The sequence below is a fragment of the Vibrio sp. IB15 genome (assembly GCF_016406055.1).
Lineage (GTDB): Bacteria > Pseudomonadota > Gammaproteobacteria > Enterobacterales > Vibrionaceae > Vibrio > Vibrio chagasii.
Map to the genome: position 1 here is coordinate 17,389 of NZ_JAEFCE010000021.1, position 24,975 is coordinate 42,363.

The following is a 24,975-nucleotide window of genomic DNA, read 5'->3' on the forward strand; positions in this document are numbered from 1 at the left end:
TTCGTGTTGGTGCTTACGCACTTTTGGTAATTAGGACCACCGCTTCACATGCGATGCCCTCTTTGCGACCCGTAAAGCCTAAACGCTCTGTTGTCGTTGCTTTTACGTTCACATTATTGATGCTGGTTTCTAAATCTTGTGCAATAGCTTGGCACATAGAGTCTATATGAGGTGCCATTTTGGGCGCTTGCGCCATGATAGTAATATCGGCATTACCAATCACGTAGCCCTGTTCTTTTACTCGACGGTACACATCTTTCAATAGCTCACGGCTATCCGCGCCTTTCCACTCATCGTCAGTATCAGGGAAATGACGACCGATATCACCTGCGGCGATCGCTCCTAATAGCGCGTCACACAAAGCGTGAAGGGCAACATCACCATCTGAGTGTGCGATAAGACCTTGTTCATAGGGGATGCTCACACCACCAATAATTACCGGACCTTCACCACCAAACTTATGTACATCAAAGCCATGGCCAATACGAATCATCATTATTCCTTATTCTGACTTAAATAGAACTCAGCGAGCGCTAAATCTTCAGGCTGAGTAATCTTAAAATTATCTGAACGCCCTGCGACTAAAGCGGGCGAGAAGCCTTTCCATTCAAAAGCAGAGGCTTCATCGGTAATCGAAACGCCTTGTTGCAGCGCTTCGCTCAATACATTCCACAGAGGTTCCGCTCTGAACATTTGTGGTGTAAGGGCGTGCCACAAATCAGCTCGCTCGACAGTATGATCAATTTGCCCTTGAGCGCCTCGCTTCATCGTGTCTCGAACTGGGACTGCTAAAATTGCCCCAACATTATGGCTCATCGCCGTCGAGATTAACTTGTCGATATCACTTAGCTGAACACAAGGCCTTGCCGCATCATGTACCATCACCCAACCACCGAGCTGTTGCTTCTCGATATAATCTAAAGCAGAAAGAACGGAATCCGCTCTTTCACTTCCACCAGCGACTCGAATCACTTGTGGATTCTGAGTAAGGGGTAGCTCTGGGTAGTATGGGTCATCATCACTGATTGCGACGACAATTTGAGAGACTTGCGGGTGAGCCAGTAGCTTCTCAACAGTATGCTCTAAAATCGTTTTGCCATTGATCTTAAGGTATTGCTTCGGACGGTCAGCCTTCATTCGGCTACCCACGCCCGCAGCAGGGACAACGGCAATCACGCTTTGAGGTTGAGTCAACATTAATGGGATTCCTCACCAATGATGCGATAAAACGTTTCGCCTTCTTTAACCATGCCAAGCTCATGACGCGCGCGTTCTTCAATCGCGTCTAAGCCTTGGCGTAGATCGTCGATTTCTGCAAACATCTCATCATTTCGAATTTTTAATTTTTCATTTACTTGCTGCTGAACTTGGATTTCGTTGTTCACACCGTAGTAATCAGAGATACCATTTTTACCGAGCCACAGTGTGTGTTGTAGCCAGCCAAACACTATGAGCAGTACTAAAGCAAAAATTCGCATAACACCTTTCGCCGGTTGAAAAAGAAGGAACTAGAATAAGGCACATATATACCATAATGAGCTTATTGGTGCGAGATATGTGGTGTCAGGGAATCAATAAGTCGGGGAATTATTGTCGTTAGGAACCAGTGGTGAGATTCCTGATCCACGTCATTCCCAAGAACGAAGAGCCAATAAGTTGAGAATCTATCGCAGGGAACGCAAATAAGAGATTCCCTACTCCTTCCTTCGTCAGTCTAGGGAATGACGAATTTTAGGCAAAAAAAACGCCCTACCGAAGTAGAGCGTTTCAAAAGCTTTAAGTTAACAATTCGCTAGGAATTATTGACCTTTAACGTTTTAAAGACCGCTTTCGTTGTAAAAAGGAGGAGCTTTAGAACCTAGAGCTTCTTCCCATCATTTATACAGACAAAAAAATGCCCCGCATTAGCGAGGCATTCAAAGCTTAGATTAACAATTCCTTTGGTTTAAAAACCAGAGAGGTTATTGACCTTTAACTTCTTTAAGACCGTTGAAAGGAGCTTTAGAACCTAGAGCTTCTTCGATACGGATTAGTTGGTTGTACTTAGCAACACGGTCAGAACGGCTCATAGAACCAGTCTTGATTTGACCTGCAGCAGTACCTACCGCTAGGTCAGCGATAGTTGCGTCTTCAGTTTCGCCAGAACGGTGAGAGATTACAGCTGTGTAACCTGCGTCTTTAGCCATCTTGATTGCAGCTAGAGTCTCAGTTAGAGAACCGATTTGGTTGAACTTGATAAGGATAGAGTTAGCTACGCCTTTCTCGATACCTTCAGCAAGAATCTTAGTGTTAGTAACGAATAGATCGTCACCAACTAGTTGAAGCTTGTCACCTAGTAGTTCAGTTTGGTGCTTGAAGCCAGCCCAATCAGACTCGTCTAGACCATCTTCGATAGAAACGATTGGGAATTGGTTAGCTAGCTCAGCTAGGTAGTGGTTGAACTCTTCAGAAGAGAAAGTCTTACCTTCGCCTTTCATGTTGTAGATGCCAGCTTCTTTGTCGAAGAACTCAGATGCAGCACAGTCCATAGCTAGAGTAACGTCTTTACCTAGTTCGTAACCAGCAGCTGCAACAGCTTCTGCGATAACTTCTAGAGCTTCAGCGTTAGACTTAAGGTTAGGAGCGAAACCACCTTCGTCACCAACTGCAGTGCTGTAGCCTTTAGACTTAAGAACTTTAGCTAGGTTGTGGAATACTTCAGCACCGATACGTAGACCTTCTTTAAGAGTCTTAGCACCAACTGGTTGGATCATGAACTCTTGGATGTCAACGTTGTTATCAGCGTGCTCACCACCGTTGATGATGTTCATCATTGGTAGAGGCATAGAGAACTGACCAGCAGTACCGTTTAGCTCAGCGATGTGCTCGTATAGAGGCATGCCTTTAGCTGCAGCAGCAGCTTTAGCGTTCGCTAGAGAAACAGCTAGGATAGCGTTCGCGCCGAACTGAGATTTGTTCTCAGTACCGTCAAGGTCGATCATGATTTGGTCAACGTCAGCTTGAGCTTTAGCGTCTTTACCAACTAGAGCTTCAGCGATTGGGCCGTTTACAGCTTCAATTGCTTTAAGAACACCTTTACCTAGGAAACGTGATTTGTCGCCGTCACGTAGCTCAAGAGCTTCGCGAGAACCAGTAGATGCGCCAGATGGAGCAGCAGCCATACCTACGAAACCGCCTTCTAGGTGTACTTCAGCTTCTACAGTTGGGTTACCACGTGAATCGATGATTTCACGACCTAGAACTTTAACGATCTTAGACATTGAATGTTTCCTTCTCGTTGAATATATAAATGTCAAATTTAAAGGTAGCAGCACAACTTACGCTGCTACCTGTATTCCTTTTACTTCTCTAACTCGCCGCGCTGGAACTCACCAGCCGCTTTAACGAAACCTGCAAACAATGGGTGACCATCGCGAGGTGTTGAAGTGAACTCTGGGTGGAATTGAGCTGCAACGAACCATGGGTGGTTCGGGTTCTCAATAACTTCAACCAGCTTCTTGTCCGCAGATAGACCCGATACTTTTAGGCCCGCTTTTTCAATTTGTGGACGAAGGTTGTTGTTCACTTCGTAACGGTGACGGTGACGTTCATGGATCGTCGCGCTACCGTATAGTTCGTAAGCTTTCGTACCTTTCGCTAGGTGACAAAGCTGTGAACCTAGACGCATTGTGCCGCCTAGATCAGATGTCTCTGTACGCTCTTCAACTTTACCTTCGCCGTCTACCCACTCAGTGATTAGGCCAACAACTGGGTATTTAGTTTCAGAACAGAACTCAGAAGAGTGTGCGCCTTCCATTTTCGCAACATTACGAGCGTACTCGATAAGTGCTACTTGCATGCCTAGACAGATACCTAGGTACGGTACTTTATTTTCACGTGCGTATTGAGCAGCAAGAATCTTACCTTCAACACCACGGTCACCGAAGCCACCTGGTACTAGAATTGCGTCTAGGCCTTCTAGAATTTCTACGCCACGAGACTCAACGTCTTGTGAATCTACGTATTTAATATTAACGCTTAGGCGGTTTTTCAAGCCTGCGTGTTTTAGCGCTTCATTTACTGATTTGTATGCGTCTGGTAGTTCAATGTACTTACCAACCATACCAATCGTCACTTCACCCGTTGGGTTAGCTTCTTCGTAAATTACTTGTTCCCATTCAGACAGATCTGCTTCTGGAGCTGTAATGCCGAAACGCTTACATACAAGATCATCAGTGCCTTGAGCTTTAATAAGCTGAGGGATCTTGTAGATAGAGTCAACATCGCGCATAGAAATAACTGCATTTTCTTGCACATTACAGAACAGAGCAATTTTCTTACGCTCATTCGAAGGAATGTTGCGGTCAGAACGACAAACTAGGATGTCAGGCTGAATACCAATAGACAGTAGCTCTTTTACAGAGTGCTGAGTCGGCTTAGTTTTCACTTCCCCCGCAGCTGCTAGGTAAGGTACTAGCGTTAGGTGCATGAACATTGCGCGTTCACGGCCTAGTTCTACTGCTAGCTGACGAATCGCTTCCATGAATGGTAGAGATTCGATATCACCAACCGTACCACCAACTTCAACGATCGCTATATCGTGGCCTTCAGCGCCAGAAATAACACGCTCTTTAATAGAGTTAGTGATGTGTGGGATAACCTGAATAGTTGCACCTAGGTAATCACCGCGACGCTCTTTTGCTAGTACGTCTGAGTAAACACGACCTGCAGTGAAGTTGTTACGCTTAGTCATCTTGGTGCGAATGAATCGCTCGTAGTGACCAAGGTCAAGGTCTGTTTCAGCGCCATCTTCCGTAACGAACACTTCACCGTGCTGAGTCGGGCTCATAGTGCCTGGATCAACGTTGATGTAAGGGTCAAGCTTCATCATAGTCACTTTAAGACCACGAGCTTCTAAAATAGCCGCAAGAGATGCTGCAGCAATACCTTTACCTAGAGAGGATACAACCCCGCCAGTAACAAAAATGTAATTTGTCGTCATGTTTAACCTGAAATTGGTTGAATGAGGGAAATGGACTACTTCTGGACGGGATGAAAATATACCAGAAGCCCCTTATCGCCACAACGTGAAATCTATCACACTGCTATTTTTTATTTTTTGCTTCAAATCAATTCATGATAAAAGCTTTGGTTATCTTTTCTCCGCTACTTTTACCTCATCCCACATGGAATCAAGCTGTTGTAGTGAAAAATCGGTCAAACTTTTATCTTGTTGACGCACTTTTTCTTCCACCGCTTTAAAGCGACGTGAAAACTTCAAGTTGGCCTTATTGAGCGCCGATTCAGGGTTTTTACCTAAATGTCGCACCAAATTCACCGTTGCAAACAGCAAATCACCCAACTCCTCTTCAACCAAATCGTCGTTTGGTGTCACTTGAAGCGCCTCTTCTAGCACCTCATCCACTTCCTCTATTACCTTGTTGGCAACTGGGCCAATTGAGTCCCAATCGAAGCCATATTTAGCTACCTGCTTTTGAATCTTTGTAGCACGTGAAAGCGCAGGTAGAGAGTTTGGTATTGAGTCTAGAATACTTTCTTGAGTTTTGCCTGCTTGTGCCTTTTCTTTCGCTTTTTCCGCTTCCCAATTCGCATTGATTTCTTCGTCACTAGCAAACTCGGCATCCGAGAACACATGAGGGTGACGGCGTGTTAACTTCTCATTGATGCCATCAACCACATCCGAAAACTCAAACAGCCCCTGTTCTTTCGCCAACTGACTGTAAAAAATCACCTGAAACAGTAGATCGCCAAGCTCTTCTTGCAGATTCGACCAGTCTTTGTTGTGAATCGCATCCACCACCTCATAAGTCTCTTCGATAGTATGCGGGACAATTGTTTCAAAATTTTGTTTTAAATCCCAAGGACAGCCACCTTCTGGATCGCGCAGCTTAGTCATGATCTGTTCAAGTTGTTCAATCGGGTGATTCATCGTTTTCTTCCTATTATTGTCTTTGATTTTTAAATTTATAACGTCTTCTAAAACTAAAAAAGGTGAGCAGCCAAAACCACTCACCTTTCTTGATACTGTCTAATTCTCTAAATAATTGAAACTGTGGCTAGGCGACAAGCAAGCGAGACTCCTGAGCATAGCTTGCCTATGTGATTGAGCGAGTGCGCGCAGTCAACAACGCCATCAGCTTCAAGTATGACGAGAATTTTAGCCCAAGCGCTTGACGCTCATGACATCTTTGATCTGCTCGACTCGGCTTGTCACTCGACTCAGAATCTCAATATTAGTCACTTCTAAATCGAAGTCCATTACCGATAGCTGACGCTTGTAGTCGATGCGACTCTTCATTGTCGTCACGCTGATCTTCTCGTTAGAGAACAGTGAGGTGATGTCTTTTAACAAGCCATTGCGCTCTAGTGCTTCTACACGCAGCGTTAGGATGTAAGAACCGACAAAGCCATTACCCCAAACTGTATCAATGATACGTTCTGGTGCGTGCAGGCTTAGTTCACTCAACTGCTCACAGTCGGCACGGTGAACCGAGATACCGCGACCTTGAGTGATGTAACCTTTAATCACATCGCCTGGAATCGGCTGACAACAGCGTGCTAGGTGCGTCATTAGGTTATCTACACCTTCAACAACAACTGCATCTTTCTTAGGACGACTCTGTTGTGCCGGCTTGTTTTCCGACTCAAGCAGTTTCTCTAGCGCTTTCTTGTCTTCTTCTTCCGCCGTTGGCTTATTCACTAGCGCATTGATGTGATTAACCACTTGGTTAATACGCAAGTCGCCACTACCAATACCTGCATAGAGTTCGTCTGGCGTATTCACGTTAAAGCGTCTTAGTGCGTATTGATCAGCATCTTTTAGGGTTGCGCCCACTTTCGCTAGCTCAACTTCCAGGATGTCACGACCCGCTTCTAGGTTTTTCTCACGGCTTTGTGCGCGGAACCAAGCGTTGATTTTCGCTCGAGCACGACCAGAGTGAACAAAACCCGTAGTTGGGTTTAGCCAGTCACGAGATGGGTTCGGCTCTTTCTGCGTGATGATCTCAACTTGGTCGCCCATCGATAGTTTATGAGTGAACGGTACGATACGCCCCGCTACCTTGGCACCGATACAGCGGTGTCCGACCATCGAGTGGATGTGGTAAGCAAAATCCAACGGGGTTGCGCCCATTGGTAAGTCGACCACGTCACCACGTGGAGTAAATGCGTATACACGGTCATCGAAGACTTGGCTACGTACTTCATCCAGCATCTCGCCAGAGTCCGACATCTCTTCTTGCCAGTCGATAAGTTTACGCAACCAAGTGATTTTCTCATCGTAGCCACTACGGCCGCTTGAAGCCCCTTCTTTGTACTTCCAGTGCGCCGCCACACCAAGCTCAGAGTCTTCGTGCATTTGCTTGGTACGGATCTGAATCTCAATAGTCTTGCCTTCAGGGCCAAGGACTACGGTATGAATCGACTGGTAACCATTTGGCTTAGGGTTCGCCACATAGTCATCAAATTCGCTCGGTAGGTGTTTGTATTTGGTGTGTACCACCCCAAGACCGGCGTAGCAGTCTTGTAGCTGGTCAGCGATAATACGTACTGCTCGTACGTCAAAAAGCTCATCGAAGGCTAAGCCTTTCTTCTGCATTTTGCGCCAGATGCTGTAGATGTGTTTTGGTCGGCCGCTCACTTCAGCATTGATGTTTGAACGCTGCATTTCTGCGGTTAAATCATCAACGAAATCTGTGATGTATTGTTCACGAACGATACGACGCTCAGACAGCTGTTTTGCAATCTGCTTGTAGGTATCTGGTTGTTGGTAGCGGAAGGCGTAATCTTCGATTTCCCACTTAAGTTGGCCGATACCTAAACGGTTTGCCAGTGGGGCATAGATGTTAGAACACTCTTTTGCTGCCGCGCGGCGCACAGCATCAGGCGCTTTTTTCACCTCGATAAGGTTACAGATTCGCTCCGCAAGTTTGATAACTACGCAGCGGAAATCATCAACCATGGCCAATAGCATGCGTCGAACGTTATCAACTTGACCCGAAGCAGCACTGCCTTCAAGGGTTACGTTTAACTGGCCCAAGGCCGCCATTTCTTCAACGCCGTCAATCAGCTTAACGATTTCTTTGCCGTAGCTTTCTTCGAAGGCTTCGCGCTCAAAAACGCCACTTGATACCACTGGGAAGAGTTGTGCTGCGACTAATGTTGCACGATCCATCGACAGCGTGACCAAGATTTCAATCATCTCGCGTCCACGCCATAGCAAGAGTGATGCTTGCTCGTGATCTTTTAATAGCTCTTCACAGTGACGATAAACTTTGTTCAGTTTATTCGAGGTTTTTGCGTCTTGCTTTAATGACGCAATCCAACTTTCTAGCTCAAACTGTTCGCTTGGGTTTAAATGTGCGCTTCGTACCGCAACCATCGTGCCTTCCTAGTTATTCTGTTTTATACCCAATTCAATATGACTAACTGGTTCCAAGTTAGTTCGACCATATTGATATCAGCGCAGGTGTCCCTGCGCCTTTGTCATTCATTTTTAAGCCTTATTTACGGGCCTTTAAGCCTTGATAAAGAGAGCCATCGATTCTAGATGGCTGGTGTGTGGGAACATATCCAACATACCAAGTTTGGCTAATTGGTAGCCTTGCTTTTCTAAGCTCTCTGAATCTCTAGCTAGAGTAGCAGGATTACACGAAACATAAACCACACGCTTCGCTCCTAATGCTGAAATTTGATCAACAACACCACTCGCTCCAGCACGAGCTGGGTCCAGTAAGATTTTATCAAATTTCTCTTTTGCCCAAGCTTGTGCCGATAGGTCTTCTTCAAGGTTCGCTTGGTAAAATTCGGTGTTGCTCAACTGGTTCAATTTGGCATTCGATGTGGCTTGCTGAACCATCTCATCGACACCTTCAACCCCAACCACAAATGCCGACTGTTGAGCGATAGGCAGACTGAAGTTACCTAAGCCACAAAACAGATCCAGTACTCGCTCGTCCGCTTTAGGTTCTAACCATTCAATCGCTTGAGCCACCATCTGCTGATTGACCTTCTGGTTCACCTGAATGAAGTGGTTTGGCTCAAAAGGTAAGGTAACGCCTGTTTCGCTGTAACTAGGCGCATCACCAACCAGACGGACCAACTTATCGGTCTCTGGCATTGAGTACAGTATCGCGCCTTCTTCTTTCGCCAACGCAACCAATGCTTGCTCATCCTTTTCAATCAAAGGCTTGAGGTGACGTAACACCATTACCGGGCCAGTATCACCCAATACCAATTCAACGTGTCCTAAAGACGTAAGGTTGCTGAAAGTGTTGAGTAAATTTTTCACCTTTGGCAGCAATACATTTAGGCGAGGATCAAGCACGGCACAATCGGTGATGTTTTCTATCTGCTTGCTCTGCTTCTTACGAAAACCGAACTGAAGCTTATGCGTTTTCTTATCAACAAACAGGCTGATACGCGCACGACGACGATAACCCGTTTCATCACCCACAATCGGTTGAGCCATCTCTGTCTCATCCGTCTTATATTGGCTCATCAAGTGCGTAAGAGATTGTGCCTTGTGTTCTATCTGAGATTGGTAACCAAGGTGCTGAAGATGACAACCGCCACACTGATTAAAGTGTTTACAAAAAGGCTTTAAACGTTGCTCGCTTGGCTTCAGTAATTTGATGAGTTTCGCGCGTGCAAACTTACTTTTACTTTCAGTAAGCTGAATAACCACCTGTTCACCGGGCAATGCGCCATCAATGAAAACCGGTTTGTTCTTCTGATAAGCGATGCCAGCGCCATTGTGATCCATTCGTTCAACCAAAACCGATTGATGCTTGGTCTCGAGTTGAGTTTTCTTTTTTGGTCGGAAAAAACGTGCCATTGCTTGTGCCTAATGTATCTTTTAATAAGTAATTGGTATCCAGGACTCACTATTCTGCCTTGGAATCATTGTCGAACGTCACGGCTTTGATTAAGCTTACCGTTCACTTAACCGCCATTGTGTGCGTTATTTTCCCATATCCAGACCTCGATGTAATTAAAGAACATGACCAGATATGGCTTAAGAGCCCGTGTAATTACCTTAACTCTAGCTCCAACCCTGATTATTGGGCTGCTATTGAGTGCATTTTTCTCATTTAACCGCTATCAAGACCTTGAAGGTCAGGTGGTGAACACAGGTACTAGCATCATTGAGCCACTGGCAATTGCGAGTGAATCTGGCATGCAACTCGAAAGTCGAGAGTCTGTTCGTCAGCTAATCAGCTATGCACATCGAAAGAACTCTAAGCTGGTACGCAGTATCGCGGTGTTCGATGATCGTCATGAATTGTTTGTAACCTCAAACTTCCACCCTGATTTCGAAAGCCTAACTTATCCCAAAGATAAACCGATTCCGCATTTAAGCTCTTCTGACTTACTCGATAACACACTGATTCTTCGGACACCGATTATTGCTGAAGGCCAGTACATCAACTCGGCTAACGGTCAGTCTCAAGCCAACCAAGCGATTGGTTATATTGCGATTGAGTTGGACCTTTCTTCACTTCGTTTGCAGCAATACCAAGAAGTGTTCTCTGCCTTCTTAGTGTTGATTCTTGGACTGGGTCTTTCTGGTGTTTTCGCTTTCCGCTTGATGCACGATGTAACTCAACCGATCACTCACATGAAGAACATGGTGGACCGAATTCGTCGTGGTCACTTAGATGTCCGTATCGAAGGTAAAATGCACGGTGAGTTGGACTCGCTGAAAAACGGTATCAACGCGATGGCGGTCTCGCTGTCGGAATATCACGTCGAGATGCAGCACAGTATCGACCAAGCCACTTCGGATCTGCGTGAAACTCTTGAACAACTAGAGATTCAAAACGTTGAGTTAGACATCGCGAAAAAACGCGCACAAGAAGCGGCACGTGTTAAGTCTGAGTTCTTGGCAAACATGTCTCACGAGCTAAGAACACCACTCAACGGTGTGATTGGCTTTACTCGCCAAATGCTAAAAACTCACCTGTCGAACAGCCAGACGGATTACCTACAGACCATTGAACGCTCTGCGAACAACCTGCTCAGTATCATCAACGATATCTTGGACTTCTCGAAACTTGAAGCCGGTAAACTGGCGCTAGAAAACATTCCATTTGAGTTCCAAGCAAGCCTAGAAGAGGTAGTGAACCTTCAAGCGACCAACGCTCATGAGAAAGGCCTAGAGCTTACGCTTAAGATCGATCCTAAAGTGCCTGCAGGCGTTGTAGGTGACCCACTGCGTATCCAACAAATTCTGACCAACCTAGTGGGTAACTCAATCAAGTTTACCGAGCGCGGTAACATCGATATTAGCGTTGAGTTACGTTCACAAAGCGAAGACAACATCGAGCTACAGTTCATGGTTCGTGATACGGGTATTGGTATCTCTGAGCGTCAGCAAGCCCAACTATTCCAAGCCTTCAGCCAAGCAGATGCAAGTATCTCTCGTCGCTATGGTGGTACAGGCCTAGGTCTGGTTATCACCCAGAAACTTGTGAGCCAAATGGGCGGTGAGATCAGCCTAACCAGTCGCCTACACCAAGGTTCAACTTTCTGGTTTACGCTAAGGCTATCAACCACCGATATGCCGATGACAGAGCTAATTGAGACTCAATGTCTGCAAGACAAGCAACTACTGCTTATCGAACCAAACATGCAAGCCGCTTCGATTACTCAACAAATCCTGACCCAAGAAGGCTTAGTCGTTACCTACCGTTCGGTGATGCCTGACGAATCAACCTCGTACGACTACGTTCTGCTGAACCTCGCAGCTAACCAAGATTATCAATTTGATACGGTCAGTGGCTGGGCAATTGGCGCGAAGAAGATTGCTCAGAACGTGATCATTGGTACACCGAGTACCGAGCTCGCACTTGGCGAACAATTGATGAAAGAAGTCGATGTTCAATGCATCACCAAACCTCTTTCTCGTAAGAAGCTGCTGCAAACTCTGGTGTCGAACCAAGCGCCAACCTTGATTGCACCAGCAATTGAAACCCACTCAGAAGAGAAGCTGCCACTGACTGTAATGGCTGTGGATGATAACCCAGCTAACCTGAAACTTATCACCGCGCTACTCAAAGAACGCGTGGAAACCGTCATTAGCTGCACCAGTGGTCAGCAGGCGATCGACAAAGCCACTGAGACTCAATTTGATATTATCTTCATGGATATTCAGATGCCGCAGATGGATGGTGTAACCGCTTGCCAGAACATCAAAAAGCTCGCCAACAATGCCAGCACACCTGTGATTGCTGTTACTGCACACGCCATGACGGGCGAGCGCGATAGGCTGCTAGAAGCTGGCATGGATGACTACCTGACCAAGCCAATTGAAGAGCATGTGTTACAGCAAGTATTAATTCACTGGAGCCCAACCTCTGAGGTTGAGCACATCGAAAAGATCAATCCAGATCACCCTGCAGTGTCAGCCGAGATAGACAACAGCCAGGTGTCTGAAAGTAATGTTAGCGTACACAAGAACATCATCATTGATTGGCAAGCTGCGATGAAGCAGGCAGCCAATAAAGAAGACCTCGCACGCGATATGCTGCAGATGCTGGTCGACTTTATCCCTGAGGTGTATGACGCGGCGGAGAAAGCAATCGAAGACACGGATTACCCTGTAGATCAGCTGATACACATCATCCACAAGATGCATGGCAGCAGCTCATACAGTGGCGTACCAAGGCTTAAATCAGTCTGTGCCACGATAGAGAAAGAGCTGCGCTCAGGTACTTCAATTGAAGATATCGAGCCAGAACTTTTTGAACTTCAAGACGAGCTCGATAAGGTGCAAGCAACCGCTATTCACTACTTAAAACCAACCAGTGATTAAATCGGCTTAGCCTCAAACTCAAGGCAATAAAAAAGCAGAGCGTATAAGCTCTGCTTTTTTGTTTGTTCTATTTACTTAGCAGCAGACGAACGTCAGGGTTAGCTAGCAATTACGACTCAAATAATACCGTCGCCACCGCATAATGACGCTCATCTGAAATAGTCAGGTGAATCGAAGTTGTGCCACTCGCTTGTGCGATTTCTCGAGCTTTATTGTGCAAGCTCAGCACTGGCTTGCCATGCTCGTCGTTCGAGATTTCGAAGTCATGAAAAGTAACACCCAGTGCGATGCCTGTACCCAGCGCTTTTGATGCAGCTTCTTTAGCTGCAAAGCGCTTAGCGAGATAACGACCTTTTTGCTTTAGCTGTTGAAACACTTCAAATTCAGAATCCGTCAGAATACGCTGAGCAAATGCCTCACCACTGCGTGACAATGCTTTTTCAACACGTTCAATTTCCGCAATATCTGTCCCAAGCCCTACAACAGCCATGATTACCCTTTAACTACTTTTTGATGATGCCACTTAACAAACTAGATATTTAACAAACTAAATGTTGTTACGCGCGTTTTCCATTACAGCTTTCATGTCAGCTACTGCTTTGTTCAAACCATCAAAGACAGCACGTCCCATGATTGAGTGACCGATGTTTAGCTCGTAGATTTCTGGTAGTGCCGCAATTGGCGCCACGTTGTGGTACGTCAGGCCGTGACCGGCATTCACCGTAATACCTAGATCGTCTGCGTAGCTTGCGCCAGCCGCAATCTTTTTCAGCTCATCTTGTTGGTCTTCTTCTGTTTTCGCATCAGCGTAGTGACCAGTGTGAAGCTCAATGAACGGTGCACCACAAGCTTTTGCTGCATCAATCTGTTCGCGGTCAGCATCGATAAACAGCGACACTTTAATACCAGCTGCAGATAGCTTTTGCGTAGCCGCTTTTACTTTCTCAAGCTGACCAACCACGTCCAAGCCACCTTCAGTAGTTAGCTCTTCACGCTTTTCAGGAACAAGACAAACAAACTCAGGCTTAGTATCTAGTGCAATCTGAACCATCTCATCCGTCACTGCCATTTCTAAGTTCATGCGAGTTTGGATAGTTTCAGCCAGAATGCGTACATCGCGATCTACGATGTGGCGACGGTCTTCACGCAGGTGAATGGTGATGCCGTCAGCACCAGCTCGCTCAGCAATTTCAGCTGCGTGTACTGGATCTGGGTATTTAGTACCACGTGCATTACGTAGTGTTGCAATATGGTCGATATTAACGCCTAAAAGGATTGAGCTCATTTTCCAATACTCCGTGCTCTAGAAAGACCTGCTCTTGGCAAAAACAGTTCTCTACTTTTTAATGGTTTGCCGCCAAGATACGGCTTTAAGGCTATGCGTGTAAAGCGTTTTGCCGCTTTTAACTGCTCTTTAGTGATAAACCTACGTTCGCTGATCGCAATAAGTTCATCGCCCATAAAAGTTAGGTTGTCTCGTCGCACTGAAGCAATGAAACCTTTCTGCTCTCGATAGCGATAAGTCATTGTTGGATCAATCGGTTCGCCAGTACCTGCACAGTGTAAAAAGTCGACGCCATAACCCATAGCAGATAGCAGTGCCAACTCAAAGCGACGCAGTGCTGGCTCTGGATTTTCATTATGCGCCAGCTCTGTTAAAGCATGAAGATAGTCGTGAAAAAGAGCAGGCATTGGCACTTCAGCCATCAGCACTCGGCCAATCAGCTCATTCACATACATTGCGGAGTAGAGGTTAATACCAGTGAGAGGCAAACCTAAACTGATAGGCTCAGCTTGGCGCAGTGTTTTCATTGAGCTATTCCCCGACCACTTCAGTAATAGAGGCGTAAAAGGCTGCAACGCTCCTTTTAAATTGGAACGCTTGCTACGAGCACCTTTCGACATCAACGTTACACGGCCAAACTCTTCACTGAAAATATCCAGTATCAAGCTCGACTCGCTATATGGCCTGCGGTGCAATACAAAGCATCGCTGTAACCCTTCGCTCAATGATTCATCCTTCTTGCAGATACAAAAAGAGAGAGTTCGCACTCTCTCTTCAACTCACTATTTTGATTTCACATCCAGTTCAGGAAAGTGAAGTTCAATCTAGATTATAGATCGTCGATGTAGCCTAGTGAACGAAGTGCACGTTCATCATCAGCCCAACCAGATTTAACCTTAACCCAAGTCTCTAGGTAAACCTTACGACCGAATAGCTCTTCCATATCGATACGTGCTTCGCGACCAATCGTTTTGATCTTCTCGCCCGCTTTACCAATCACCATTTTCTTCTGACCAGTACGTTCAACAAGAATTAGCGCATTGATGTGGAAACCATCGTTGTCTGGATTGTAGTCGAAACGTTCGATCTCAACCGTTACCGAGTAAGGTAGTTCATCACCCGTAAAGCGCATCAGCTTTTCACGGATAATTTCAGACGCCATAAAACGCTGCGAGCGATCCGTCACATACTCTTCTGGGAAGTGGTGTGTCGCTTTAGGTAAGTGTTCACGTACGTGCTTACGCAGTACATCAATGTTCTTACCTTGCTTCGCCGAGATTGGCACAACATCAATGAAGTCCATCTTCTTCGAGACTTCCATCATGTGCTGCATCACGTTAGTACGGTCTTGAACGTTATCTACTTTGTTGATGCAAAGTACAACTGGGAAGTTAGTCTTCTTCAGCTTGTTCAGAACCATCTCATCGTCTTCAGTCCAGTGAGTACCGTCAACAAGGAAGAATACTAGGTTCACATCACTCAGTGAGCTGTTTGCTGCACGATTCATCAAACGGTTGATTGCACGCTTTTCTTCAATGTGAAGTCCAGGAGTATCAACGAAGATCGCTTGGTAATCACCTTCAGTTTCCACGCCCATAATACGGTGACGTGTCGTCTGTGGTTTACGTGATGTAATAGAAATCTTCTGTCCCAGAATATGGTTCAGAAGCGTCGACTTACCTACGTTTGGGCGACCTACAATAGCGATGAAGCCACAGTGTTGGTTTTCCGGTAGGCTAGGTTGTTTGCTATCAGATGAAAAGAATGCATCGATATCGAATTCTTGGTTGTTATCAGACATTGCTTAGTTGCTCTAATGCTGTTTCAGCAGCCGCTTGTTCTGCCTTGCGGCGGCTAGTGCCTTTACCGATAACAGGTTTATCCACACCTGCCACTTCACACTCAACCGTAAACTCTTGGTTGTGTGCTTCACCTTTAATATTAGTCACTGTGTAGACAGGTAGAGGATTTCTTCGACCTTGTAAGAACTCTTGAAGACGAGTTTTCGGGTCTTTTTGAGATACTCCAGGCTGAATAGCTTCTAGGCGAGATTGGTACCAGCTTAAAATAATGCCGCGAACCGTCTCGGTATCACTATCTAAATAGATAGCGCCGATGATCGCTTCAACAGCATCCGCTAGAATAGAATCACGACGGAAACCGCCACTCTTCAACTCACCTGGACCTAATTTTAAGTAATCTCCTAGTTCGAATTCACGACCTAGTTCTGCCAATGTATGACCACGTACTAATGTCGCGCGCATGCGGCTCATATCACCTTCGTTTACCTTAGGAAAACGGTGGTATAGATCATCAGCGATAACAAAACTTAAAATTGAATCGCCCAGAAACTCAAGACGTTCGTTATGTTTACCAGCGGCGCTGCGGTGAGTCAGCGCCAAGTGGATAAGATCGGCATCATTGAACTGATAGCCAATCTTTCTTTCTAGTTTATCAATTGGAGAATTCATGCTCTCTCGATGTGTTAATTGATCGATTAATGAATCCCACCGATGCGATTAAAACGCACACCAGTAGGAATCCATGTTGGAAGTACACTGTCGGAACCACGTTCGAATTCGAAACTGATCCAAATAGCAACGGCCTTACCAACAAGGTTTGCTTCAGGGACGAAGCCCCAGTAACGGCTATCAGAACTATTGTCACGGTTATCCCCCATCACAAAGTAATGGCCTGCTGGAACAACCCATTCGTTAACACCGTTGCGAGGTTGATATGCATGCACACGATCACGACGCAGTGGGTTAACTAAGATTTGGTGCTCTACGTCTCCAAGCTGTTCATTCAGCTGAATCAGAGGCACACCGTCTTGAATAAATTGGCTCTCTTCTACGTGACTTAGTTTCACAGGTTTACAGCTACTTGTACCTTTCGCTTGGATACAGATTTCTTTACGACTGCTGTAACGAATAGTATCACCTGGCAAACCGACAACACGCTTGATGTAATCGATGCTTGGGTTTGGTGGATACTTGAATACCATAACGTCACCACGTTCTGGCTTGCCAGTTTCAACTAATTGAGCGCGCCATACTGGGTCTTTAAGACCGTAAGCGTACTTCTCTACCAAGATGAAATCACCAACCAAAAGCGTTGGCATCATCGAGCCAGATGGGATTTGAAACGGTTCATAAATAAATGAACGCAAGATCAAAACAAATGCAATTACCGGGAAAATGGACACACTGTTCTCAACCCACCAAGGCTGAGCCGTAACTTTTGCGCTGGTTTCAGCGTCTAGGCCATTGGTTTGTGCTTCCACATCAGCAAGCTTCTGCTGGCGTTTCTTCGCCCACACAAACTTTTCCAATGCCCATACAATGCCGGTCACTAGAGTTAAGAGCACTAAAAAGAGCGAAAATTTGTTAGCCATTGATATCCCTTAAATTTCATTTCTTTAAAAATAACGAAAGTGAAAGAATAGCGAGCTACCCTTTCACTTTCAATTATTCGTTTATCGTTGGATAAGCCTAGTCTTTGCCAACGTGAAGAATTGCTAAGAATGCTTCTTGAGGCAGCTCTACGTTACCGATCTGCTTCATACGCTTCTTACCTTCTTTCTGTTTCTTCAGAAGTTTCTTCTTACGACTCACGTCACCACCGTAACATTTCGCGATTACGTTCTTACGCAGTTGTTTAACTGTAGAACGCGCGATGATGTGGTTACCGATAGCCGCTTGAATCGCGATATCAAACATTTGACGAGGGATGAACTCTTTCATCTTCTCTACAAGCTGACGACCACGAGTTTGCGATTGATCTTTGTGTGTAATCATCGCAAGTGCATCAACCGTGTCACCGTTTAGAAGTACGTCTACACGAACCATGCTTGATGCTTCAAAGCGTTGGAAGTTGTAATCCAGTGATGCGTAACCACGAGACGTTGATTTCAGACGGTCGAAGAAGTCCAGTACTACCTCAGCCATTGGAATATCGTATACAACCGCTACTTGGTTGCCGTGATAAATCATATCAACCTGAACACCACGCTTCTCAACACACAGTGTGATTACGTTACCTAGGTAATCAGAAGGTACTAAGATATTACAGCGTGCAATCGGCTCGCGAATCTCGTTGATATCATTGATAGCTGGCAGCTTAGCTGGACTATCAACATACAGTTGAGTGCCGTCTGTTTTTTCAACTTCGTATACTACGGTTGGTGCTGTTGTGATTAGGTCTAGGTCGTATTCACGCTCTAGACGCTCTTGGATGATCTCCATGTGAAGCATACCCAAGAAGCCACAACGGAAACCGAAACCAAGTGCTGCTGAGTTCTCTGGTTCGTAGAATAGAGAAGCATCGTTCAGACTGAGTTTACCTAGCGCATCACGGAAGTTTTCGTAGTCATCAGATGATACTGGGAACAGACCCGCGTATACCTGTGGTTTTACTTTTTTAAAGCCTGGTAGCGCTTTTTCACAGCCGTTTTTAGCCAGTGTTAGCGTATCACCAACCGGTGCACCTAGGATATCTTTGATACCACAAACAACCCAACCTACTTCACCAGTATTTAGTTCAGTAGTATCTACCTGTTTCGGTGTGAAGATACCTAGACGGTCTACACCCCAAACTTGGCCTGTGCTCATTACTTTGATCTTGTCGTTCTTCTTCAGAGAACCGTTCTTGATACGAACAAGAGAAACAACACCAAGGTAGTTATCGAACCAAGAATCGATGATCAGCGCTTGCAGTGGCGCTTCAGGATCGCCTTCTGGAGCAGGAATTGCTGAAACAATGTTTTCTAGAACATCGTCAACACCGATACCTGTTTTCGCAGAACAGCGCGTTGCTTCCATCGCGTCGATACCTACGATCTCTTCGATCTCTTCAGATACGCGCTCTGGATCAGCTGCTGGAAGGTCAATCTTGTTGAGGATTGGCACAACTTCCAGATCCATTTCGATCGCTGTGTAACAGTTTGCTAGAGTCTGAGCTTCTACACCTTGACCAGCATCGACAACCAATAGTGCGCCTTCACAAGCCGCAAGAGAACGTGATACTTCGTATGCGAAGTCAACGTGTCCCGGAGTATCGATGAAGTTAAGTTGGTAAGTTTCACCATCTTTTGCGGTGTAGTTTAGTGTCACACTCTGAGATTTGATGGTGATGCCACGTTCACGCTCAAGATCCATCGAATCAAGGACTTGTGCAGCCATTTCACGATCGCTTAATCCTCCACAAACTTGGATTAGACGGTCAGATAGGGTCGACTTACCATGGTCGATGTGGGCGATAATCGAAAAGTTACGAATGTGCTTCATAATTTGGTGTGACAAACTCTTTAAATTAGGACGGTAAGAAAGCCGCAAAACTATTTAAAAATAGCTAACGGTGGCGGCATTTCAATCAAGTTGGCAGATTCTACCCAATTTAACAGCAAGACGCATCATAAATTAGACGAGCGGCTCACCTAGGATTCGAATCAATACGACTTCTTGCTTGGATTTGTCTTCCATCGGTTTAGCGAGTCGCTTCGCTAAAGCAATACCACCAGCTGTAAATAGGGCTGCACTCAGTATAACAATCCCCTCGCCCCCTTGAAGTAAGGGTTGTAACAAGAGTTGTCCAATGCCAGCACCAACCATCAACATGAAAAGTGGGATGAGATAAACAATAGCTGCAGACTGAAGCAGGCTTTTTTCAGGAAAGCCGATTTCTACAATCTGACCCGCTTTCACAAGGCTTTTGGTTTTTAATTGCCAAAACAAGGATTTGTTGCCAACCGCTTTGGTGACAATGCCAGTGCCGCAGCTTTTTTGTGAAGAGCAGCTGCTGCAACTGGTTTGTTGTTCGCAGCTCAGTTGAACAAAGTATTGCTTACCTTTTTGTTCAACTGAGCTAACGGTAGCCAGCGCGGTCATCATTGCGCTGATACCTGATGATTGAAAGTCACAGATTGAGCGATACGCTTAGCTGTCGCTGGCGGGATATCACCCACGACAGACACCTCTCTGTCGCCAATCACTAAGCTGTGCAAGGTTCTGCGTCCTTGACGTACCAACTGGCCTTTCAATGAGTGTTCGTCTTTGTCGGCGATATATACCGAAAAGCTAAATAATCCATCGCTGAAAAGCTGACTCTCGACCATTTTATCGGTCGCTGCCATTTGGTAACGGCTCAATTCTTTTGACTTAAACCCTTCTGGCACCCATGAAGCTTGCCAGTCGGTCTCACTCACCAAACCTTCAGGTAATGATAAAACCTTCGGCAGTTGCGCTTGGTTTAAGCCGCCCATGGCTTCAGCGATTTTATCGTTCACCACGTAAGAGATTGTTCGATACTGTTCCAGTATTTCACCATCACGGTCTAATAGGTCGGCACGTAGAGGAAGACTGGTTTTCTCGTCTACCCAAACCACGTAAGAGTAACGAAGGCCATCTTTTGGCACTACGCGTAACACTTGAGTAGTGCTGCCCGCTTCACGAGAACGCCCAACTTTTACAAAGTCGTAGTACTGATTCAGGGATTCGATATCTCGATTGATCATCGGAATAACAGGCGCAACCATACTGCCTGACTGGATCGTAAACGGCTCTGTACCCGGTTCGATGTAGCTCACTTCATTACCGCGACGAATCACTTCACGAACAGGGCCACTCAGGTAAACAAGGTGTGCGAGTTGTTGGTCGTCGTTAACCGCATGGCGATAAACAAGAGGTTCAATACTGCTCTTCTTGATCAGTATGTAAGAGAGTTCGTAATTTAGATGCTGACTGGCCTCGTTCATTTGATGCAACAACGCCTTTGCAGTTGTTTCCTCTGCAAAGGCTGTTGGAGACATCAAGCTGAACAGTGTCAGTGCACTGACCAGGATTTTCTTCATTCAATGTCCGATTCTAGATGTGCATCTTCCATAGGCGACGCATCACTGTTTAATCTTAGTTGTAGCTCATAATCTTCTAGCATTGCATGAACGCGTTTGCGCTGCTCTTGCAAGTTTGCTTCAGAAGCCGGTCTCTCTACAGAGTCACGCGTTAAGCTCACTGGCTCAGCCGATCCTGCAAATGGAATCGTCTGAAGTACAGGTAACTGTTCTGGTGCCGCTGGGTCGCTGCCACCATATTGTTGAACACCTAATACAACTGCTAATGAAACACACGCTGCCACAGCAACTTGTCCAAACTGTTGTAACCACGCAGGAAGCTGACGCTTCGCTTGCTGAGGCTTTGGTTGCTCTTCAATTGGAGCAACAGTAGGTTCAACATTCACTTGGTGCTGGTTTGGCATTGCACTGTGTGCAGGCTCATCTTCAAGCGCAGCTGCCACACTACCAGCAATGTTCCAATTTTTAGTTTCTGGCGCATCCCCACGCATAACGTCACCAATTAAGTGGTAACTCTGCCAGGTATTCATGCTTTCTTGATCAGATTCTAGGTCTACAATGAAAGATTTATCGATCGTTTCACCATCCATGAGTGCCGAAAGCTTTTCTTTATCAGCCATTATTTTCACCATAATTATTACAAGTTCTAGCGTTGCAAAAGAGGTTTAATTTTCTTTTCCACCGCTTCACGAGCTCGGAAAATACGCGAACGTACGGTTCCTACAGGGCAATCCATTACTTCTGCAATCTCTTCGTAGCTCAAACCTTCAAGCTCACGCAGCGTCATTGCAGTTTTTAAGTCTTCAGGTAGCGCTTCAATCGCACCAAAAACAACTTGTTTCAATTCTTTTGACAGCGTTAAGTTCTCAGGGTTCGATATTTCTTTTAACGCGCTGCCTGTTTCGTAATATTCAGCATCTTCTGCATCTACATCCGTTGCGGGAGGCCTACGGCTCTGGGCAACGATATGATTCTTAGCGGTGTTCACGGCAATTCGGTACAACCATGTATAGAAGGCACTCTCGCCACGAAAATTAGGTATCGCGCGGTAAGCTTTAATAAAAGCTTCTTGTGCTACATCAGGTACATCACCGGAATTATTCACGTATCGAGAGATAAGATTACAAACTTTGTTTTGATACTTAACCACTAGTAAGTTAAATGCTTGCTTATCTCCACTCTGAACTCGCTCAATCAACACTTGATCGGTTAGCTGCTCGTTCATTCGAGCGGGTACTCCTATTGTTATAACCCTCACCTTCACAGATATGGGTACTAATTATGCGAAATGTAGTATTGACACCACCGTCTACAAGAGCACTATTGTGACTAAGCCAAATACCGAAAGTTCCAACTTTCTTAAAATTATTTGCCATTATTGTTTCACAATGTGATGTAATAAAAATAGCTATCCCTATCAATTTGGGGAAACTTGAGCAAAAGCAATGGTATTGAGCAATTAAATATTTCTAGATAGCTGTCTATATCTTGATTTTGCATAGCGTTTTAGGACGACTCTGGGGAGATTATAACAGTCTTACCGCGACTCCTAAAACAAGACAAAGTCAATTGAGAGTGGACAACTCGACTATAGCCCGGGATTTAATAAGTTTTATGAACGCAAACCGTGAACATCAGTGTGATGTATTAGTGGTAGGAAGTGGTGCGGCAGGCTTGTCATTAGCCTTACGCGTAGCAGAACATGCAAAAGTAATTGTATTAAGCAAAGGACCACGCAGCGAAGGATCGACGTATTACGCACAAGGCGGTATCGCTGCGGTGTTCGATGAGTCTGACAGTATTGAGTCTCACGTTGAAGATACTCAAATTGCCGGGGCTGGGTTATGTGAGGAAGATACAGTTCAATTCATTGCTGAAAATGCTAAAGAGTGTGTGCAATGGCTGATTGATGGCGGTGTTCCATTTGATAAAGATGAGAACAGCACTGATGGTCAACCTAAGTACCACCTAACTCGTGAAGGTGGCCACAGTCACCGCAGAATCCTGCACGCTGCCGATGCAACCGGCATGGCAATGCAAACTTCACTGCAAGATAACGTCAAGAATCACCCGAACATCGAGATCTTCGAGCGCCACAACGCGCTTGACTTGATCACTGAAGATAAAATTGGTGGCTCGAAAGACAAGGTTATTGGTGCCTACATCTGGAACCGTAACCAAGAACAAGTAGAAACCGTACGCGCTAAATTTGTTGTACTTGCTACTGGCGGCGCATCCAAAGTTTACCAATACACCTCTAACCCAGATGTATCTTCTGGTGATGGTATTGCGATTGCTTGGCGTGCAGGTTGTCGTGTAGCAAACCTAGAGTTCAACCAATTCCACCCAACCTGCTTGTTCCACCCAGAAGCGCGTAACTTCCTACTAACGGAAGCGCTACGTGGCGAAGGCGCATACCTGCGTCGCCCGGATGGTACACGCTTCATGAAGGACTTCGACGAGCGTGGTGAATTGGCGCCTCGTGATGTGGTTGCTCGCGCGATCGACTTCGAAATGAAGCGATTAGGTGCAGACTGCATGTACGTCGACATCAGCCACAAACCTGAAGAGTTCATCACCGCGCACTTCCCAATGATCCACACTCGCTTGATGGACTTGGGTATCGATATGACTAAAGAGCCGATCCCGATTGTTCCTGCTGCGCACTACACCTGTGGTGGGGTGATGGTCAATAAAGATGGTCAAACGGATCTGCAAAACCTCTACGCGATTGGTGAGGTTAGCTACACTGGCCTGCACGGTGCGAACCGTATGGCATCAAACTCACTACTAGAATGTGTGGTTTACGCGTGGTCGGCAGCAAAACACATCGTTGAGAACATTGAACAGTCTCAGTTGTGTGCTGAACTTCCAGCATGGGATGAAAGCCAAGTCACTAACAGTGATGAAGAAGTTATTATCCAGCACAACTGGCATGAACTTCGTCTATTCATGTGGGATTACATGGGTATCGTACGTACAGACAAACGTCTTGAGCGCGCAATGCGTCGTATTCAGATGTTGCAGCAAGAGACTCACGAGTATTACAGCAACTTTAAGGTGTCGAACAACCTTCTAGAACTGCGTAACCTACTTCAAGTCGCTGAGCTAATGGTTCGCTGTGCGATGCAACGTAAAGAGAGTCGCGGCCTGCACTATACATTGGATTACCCAGAGCTTGCTGAAGACAGTGGCCCAACGATTCTGACACCAGAGAAACGTCAATCGTAATCTGGCGCATTCGCCAACAATGAAAAGTAATCAAATGGAAGGGAGCCTAGTGCTCCCTTTTCTTTTATCTCACGGCTAATCGATTACTTTAGCTGAGCGAACGCATTCGTTGTAAGTTCGCCAAAAAGTGCCGATATTCTTGATCTTGGCAACTGTCTCGCCATAGCAGTATCGAGTGACCGCATTCAAATCGTAATTTTATAAAGAATTGCGCCCAAATCTGGTCGACGGACTTTAACTTGTAAAGCTGATCATTAAGCCGCACCTCACCATCACCCTTATAATCAAAACGCCCTTGAGCACTGGTGATAAGCATATGATTGGCACGAAACAAATTGAAGGATAAATAAAGACAATAAAGGCTGACAGCCAATGGAATAGAAGAGACAACGATGAAAAACAAAAGGCACCCGAAAACAGTGCCTTTTGTTAATAATGCGAAATGCGAAGGGTTAAGCTGGAGCTTAACGAACCTTGCTGAGGTTGTGTGCGACAATTTTATCAACCATTGATGCATGACCTAGGTTTTCACTGCGGCCGTGGCCCATCACCCAAGTAAACAAGTCTGGATCATCACACTCTAGTAAAGAAACAAACTCGCGCTGTTCCTGCTCTTGCAATGAATCAAAACACTCTTCGAAAAATGGCATGATGACTACATCAAGTTCTAACATGCCGCGACGGCAACCCCATTTAATTCGTGCTTTCTGCTCTGCAGTGTACATTGGCTATCCTCACCTATAATTTTTCTTTCTTGGAGTGTAACAAGTCATACGCTCTGCAACTACTATGTGGGTC

Annotated in this window: 23 protein-coding genes; 2 read left to right on the forward strand and 21 right to left on the reverse strand. The window is 45.7% G+C overall.

Going from position 1 to position 24,975, the window contains the following annotated elements; translation table 11 throughout:
* Window positions 1-13 precede the first annotated feature (13 nt).
* From ispF to rlmD, 8 genes are all read right to left on the reverse strand, one after another.
* On the reverse strand, window positions 14-493 hold the full coding sequence (gene ispF, locus JC606_RS10025) for a 2-C-methyl-D-erythritol 2,4-cyclodiphosphate synthase (protein WP_102424618.1): 480 nt from the start codon (window positions 491-493) through the stop codon (window positions 14-16).
* A 2-nt stretch (window positions 494-495) separates the two neighbouring features.
* Entirely contained in the window at window positions 496-1,197 is a 702-nt protein-coding gene (ispD, locus tag JC606_RS10030) for a 2-C-methyl-D-erythritol 4-phosphate cytidylyltransferase (protein ID WP_198778522.1), read from the reverse strand.
* Window positions 1,197-1,478 carry a cell division protein FtsB gene (gene ftsB, locus JC606_RS10035; RefSeq protein WP_008221147.1) on the reverse strand — a complete coding sequence of 94 codons (282 nt, stop codon included), beginning with the start codon at window positions 1,476-1,478 and terminating at the stop codon, window positions 1,197-1,199. The genes ispD and ftsB overlap by 1 nt, the downstream gene beginning before the upstream one ends.
* A gap of 483 nt (window positions 1,479-1,961) precedes the next feature.
* Window positions 1,962-3,260 (reverse strand): phosphopyruvate hydratase, encoded by a 1,299-nt coding sequence (gene eno / locus JC606_RS10040; RefSeq protein WP_137408051.1) that lies wholly within the window; start codon window positions 3,258-3,260, stop codon window positions 1,962-1,964.
* An 80-nt stretch (window positions 3,261-3,340) separates the two neighbouring features.
* Complete coding sequence (locus tag JC606_RS10045) at window positions 3,341-4,981, reverse strand: CTP synthase (RefSeq protein WP_063524391.1); 1,641 nt, start codon at window positions 4,979-4,981, stop codon at window positions 3,341-3,343.
* Between the two features lie 150 nt (window positions 4,982-5,131).
* Window positions 5,132-5,929 (reverse strand): nucleoside triphosphate pyrophosphohydrolase, encoded by a 798-nt coding sequence (gene mazG / locus JC606_RS10050; RefSeq protein ID WP_198778523.1) that lies wholly within the window; start codon window positions 5,927-5,929, stop codon window positions 5,132-5,134.
* Window positions 5,930-6,157: 228 nt separating this feature from the next.
* Window positions 6,158-8,380 carry a GTP diphosphokinase gene (gene relA, locus JC606_RS10055; RefSeq protein WP_008224477.1) on the reverse strand — a complete coding sequence of 741 codons (2,223 nt, stop codon included), beginning with the start codon at window positions 8,378-8,380 and terminating at the stop codon, window positions 6,158-6,160.
* Window positions 8,381-8,515: 135 nt separating this feature from the next.
* Window positions 8,516-9,835 carry a 23S rRNA (uracil(1939)-C(5))-methyltransferase RlmD gene (gene rlmD, locus JC606_RS10060; protein ID WP_198778524.1) on the reverse strand — a complete coding sequence of 440 codons (1,320 nt, stop codon included), beginning with the start codon at window positions 9,833-9,835 and terminating at the stop codon, window positions 8,516-8,518.
* Between the two features lie 165 nt (window positions 9,836-10,000).
* On the opposite strand from rlmD, the gene barA reads away from it, so the two are divergent.
* Entirely contained in the window at window positions 10,001-12,814 is a 2,814-nt protein-coding gene (barA, locus tag JC606_RS10065) for a two-component sensor histidine kinase BarA (RefSeq protein WP_137408048.1), read from the forward strand.
* Between the two features lie 109 nt (window positions 12,815-12,923).
* Here the strand turns inward: barA and acpS are convergent, their stop codons facing one another.
* The 11 genes from acpS to rpoE form a co-directional block, all read right to left on the reverse strand.
* On the reverse strand, window positions 12,924-13,304 hold the full coding sequence (gene acpS, locus JC606_RS10070; protein ID WP_063524082.1) for a holo-ACP synthase: 381 nt from the start codon (window positions 13,302-13,304) through the stop codon (window positions 12,924-12,926).
* A gap of 57 nt (window positions 13,305-13,361) precedes the next feature.
* Window positions 13,362-14,099, reverse strand: a complete 738-nt coding sequence (gene pdxJ / locus JC606_RS10075) for a pyridoxine 5'-phosphate synthase (protein WP_004739038.1) — start codon at window positions 14,097-14,099, stop codon at window positions 13,362-13,364.
* Complete coding sequence (recO, locus tag JC606_RS10080) at window positions 14,096-14,824, reverse strand: DNA repair protein RecO (protein ID WP_032498827.1); 729 nt, start codon at window positions 14,822-14,824, stop codon at window positions 14,096-14,098. The genes pdxJ and recO overlap by 4 nt, the downstream gene beginning before the upstream one ends.
* Before the next feature lie 104 nt (window positions 14,825-14,928).
* Window positions 14,929-15,900 carry a GTPase Era gene (gene era / locus JC606_RS10085; protein WP_004739035.1) on the reverse strand — a complete coding sequence of 324 codons (972 nt, stop codon included), beginning with the start codon at window positions 15,898-15,900 and terminating at the stop codon, window positions 14,929-14,931.
* Complete coding sequence (gene rnc / locus JC606_RS10090; RefSeq protein WP_004739034.1) at window positions 15,893-16,570, reverse strand: ribonuclease III; 678 nt, start codon at window positions 16,568-16,570, stop codon at window positions 15,893-15,895. Before rnc ends, era begins: the two co-directional genes overlap by 8 nt.
* A gap of 26 nt (window positions 16,571-16,596) precedes the next feature.
* Window positions 16,597-17,493, reverse strand: coding sequence for a signal peptidase I (gene lepB / locus JC606_RS10095; RefSeq protein WP_137408047.1), 897 nt, complete (start codon window positions 17,491-17,493; stop codon window positions 16,597-16,599).
* Window positions 17,494-17,590: 97 nt separating this feature from the next.
* Window positions 17,591-19,384, reverse strand: coding sequence for a translation elongation factor 4 (gene lepA, locus JC606_RS10100; RefSeq protein WP_008223960.1), 1,794 nt, complete (start codon window positions 19,382-19,384; stop codon window positions 17,591-17,593).
* A gap of 132 nt (window positions 19,385-19,516) precedes the next feature.
* Window positions 19,517-19,987 (reverse strand): SoxR reducing system RseC family protein, encoded by a 471-nt coding sequence (locus JC606_RS10105; RefSeq protein ID WP_137408046.1) that lies wholly within the window; start codon window positions 19,985-19,987, stop codon window positions 19,517-19,519.
* A complete protein-coding gene (rseB, locus tag JC606_RS10110; protein WP_008223961.1) occupies window positions 19,984-20,946 on the reverse strand; it encodes a sigma-E factor regulatory protein RseB in 963 nt (320 codons plus the stop codon). Before rseB ends, JC606_RS10105 begins: the two co-directional genes overlap by 4 nt.
* Window positions 20,943-21,566 carry a sigma-E factor negative regulatory protein gene (locus tag JC606_RS10115; RefSeq protein WP_198778525.1) on the reverse strand — a complete coding sequence of 208 codons (624 nt, stop codon included), beginning with the start codon at window positions 21,564-21,566 and terminating at the stop codon, window positions 20,943-20,945. Before JC606_RS10115 ends, rseB begins: the two co-directional genes overlap by 4 nt.
* 26 nt (window positions 21,567-21,592) lie before the next feature.
* A complete protein-coding gene (gene rpoE, locus JC606_RS10120; RefSeq protein ID WP_008223963.1) occupies window positions 21,593-22,171 on the reverse strand; it encodes an RNA polymerase sigma factor RpoE in 579 nt (192 codons plus the stop codon).
* Window positions 22,172-22,560: 389 nt separating this feature from the next.
* Here rpoE and nadB point away from each other — a divergent pair, with 389 nt between their 5' ends.
* Complete coding sequence (gene nadB / locus JC606_RS10125) at window positions 22,561-24,177, forward strand: L-aspartate oxidase (protein ID WP_137408044.1); 1,617 nt, start codon at window positions 22,561-22,563, stop codon at window positions 24,175-24,177.
* Between the two features lie 88 nt (window positions 24,178-24,265).
* On the opposite strand, the gene JC606_RS23605 is transcribed toward nadB, so the two are convergent.
* Window positions 24,266-24,694, reverse strand: a complete 429-nt coding sequence (locus JC606_RS23605; protein ID WP_315973341.1) for a protein YgfX — start codon at window positions 24,692-24,694, stop codon at window positions 24,266-24,268.
* Complete coding sequence (locus JC606_RS10130) at window positions 24,642-24,902, reverse strand: FAD assembly factor SdhE (RefSeq protein ID WP_004735374.1); 261 nt, start codon at window positions 24,900-24,902, stop codon at window positions 24,642-24,644. Before JC606_RS10130 ends, JC606_RS23605 begins: the two co-directional genes overlap by 53 nt.
* Window positions 24,903-24,975: the final 73 nt, after the last annotated feature.

Coding starts and splice junctions, on each gene's coding strand:
- ispF (WP_102424618.1), bottom strand. CDS start 493: ATGATTCGTATTGGCCATGGCTTTGATGTACATAAGTTTGGTGGTGAA.
- ispD (WP_198778522.1), bottom strand. CDS start 1,197: ATGTTGACTCAACCTCAAAGCGTGATTGCCGTTGTCCCTGCTGCGGGC.
- ftsB (WP_008221147.1), bottom strand. CDS start 1,478: ATGCGAATTTTTGCTTTAGTACTGCTCATAGTGTTTGGCTGGCTACAA.
- eno (WP_137408051.1), bottom strand. CDS start 3,260: ATGTCTAAGATCGTTAAAGTTCTAGGTCGTGAAATCATCGATTCACGT.
- JC606_RS10045 (WP_063524391.1), bottom strand. CDS start 4,981: ATGACGACAAATTACATTTTTGTTACTGGCGGGGTTGTATCCTCTCTA.
- mazG (WP_198778523.1), bottom strand. CDS start 5,929: ATGAATCACCCGATTGAACAACTTGAACAGATCATGACTAAGCTGCGC.
- relA (WP_008224477.1), bottom strand. CDS start 8,380: ATGGTTGCGGTACGAAGCGCACATTTAAACCCAAGCGAACAGTTTGAG.
- rlmD (WP_198778524.1), bottom strand. CDS start 9,835: ATGGCACGTTTTTTCCGACCAAAAAAGAAAACTCAACTCGAGACCAAG.
- barA (WP_137408048.1), top strand. CDS start 10,001: ATGACCAGATATGGCTTAAGAGCCCGTGTAATTACCTTAACTCTAGCT.
- acpS (WP_063524082.1), bottom strand. CDS start 13,304: ATGGCTGTTGTAGGGCTTGGGACAGATATTGCGGAAATTGAACGTGTT.
- pdxJ (WP_004739038.1), bottom strand. CDS start 14,099: ATGAGCTCAATCCTTTTAGGCGTTAATATCGACCATATTGCAACACTA.
- era (WP_004739035.1), bottom strand. CDS start 15,900: ATGTCTGATAACAACCAAGAATTCGATATCGATGCATTCTTTTCATCT.
- rnc (WP_004739034.1), bottom strand. CDS start 16,570: ATGAATTCTCCAATTGATAAACTAGAAAGAAAGATTGGCTATCAGTTC.
- lepB (WP_137408047.1), bottom strand. CDS start 17,493: ATGGCTAACAAATTTTCGCTCTTTTTAGTGCTCTTAACTCTAGTGACC.
- lepA (WP_008223960.1), bottom strand. CDS start 19,384: ATGAAGCACATTCGTAACTTTTCGATTATCGCCCACATCGACCATGGT.
- JC606_RS10105 (WP_137408046.1), bottom strand. CDS start 19,987: ATGATGACCGCGCTGGCTACCGTTAGCTCAGTTGAACAAAAAGGTAAG.
- rseB (WP_008223961.1), bottom strand. CDS start 20,946: ATGAAGAAAATCCTGGTCAGTGCACTGACACTGTTCAGCTTGATGTCT.
- JC606_RS10115 (WP_198778525.1), bottom strand. CDS start 21,566: ATGGCTGATAAAGAAAAGCTTTCGGCACTCATGGATGGTGAAACGATC.
- rpoE (WP_008223963.1), bottom strand. CDS start 22,171: ATGAACGAGCAGCTAACCGATCAAGTGTTGATTGAGCGAGTTCAGAGT.
- nadB (WP_137408044.1), top strand. CDS start 22,561: ATGAACGCAAACCGTGAACATCAGTGTGATGTATTAGTGGTAGGAAGT.
- JC606_RS23605 (WP_315973341.1), bottom strand. CDS start 24,694: ATGCATCAATGGTTGATAAAATTGTCGCACACAACCTCAGCAAGGTTC.
- JC606_RS10130 (WP_004735374.1), bottom strand. CDS start 24,902: ATGTACACTGCAGAGCAGAAAGCACGAATTAAATGGGGTTGCCGTCGC.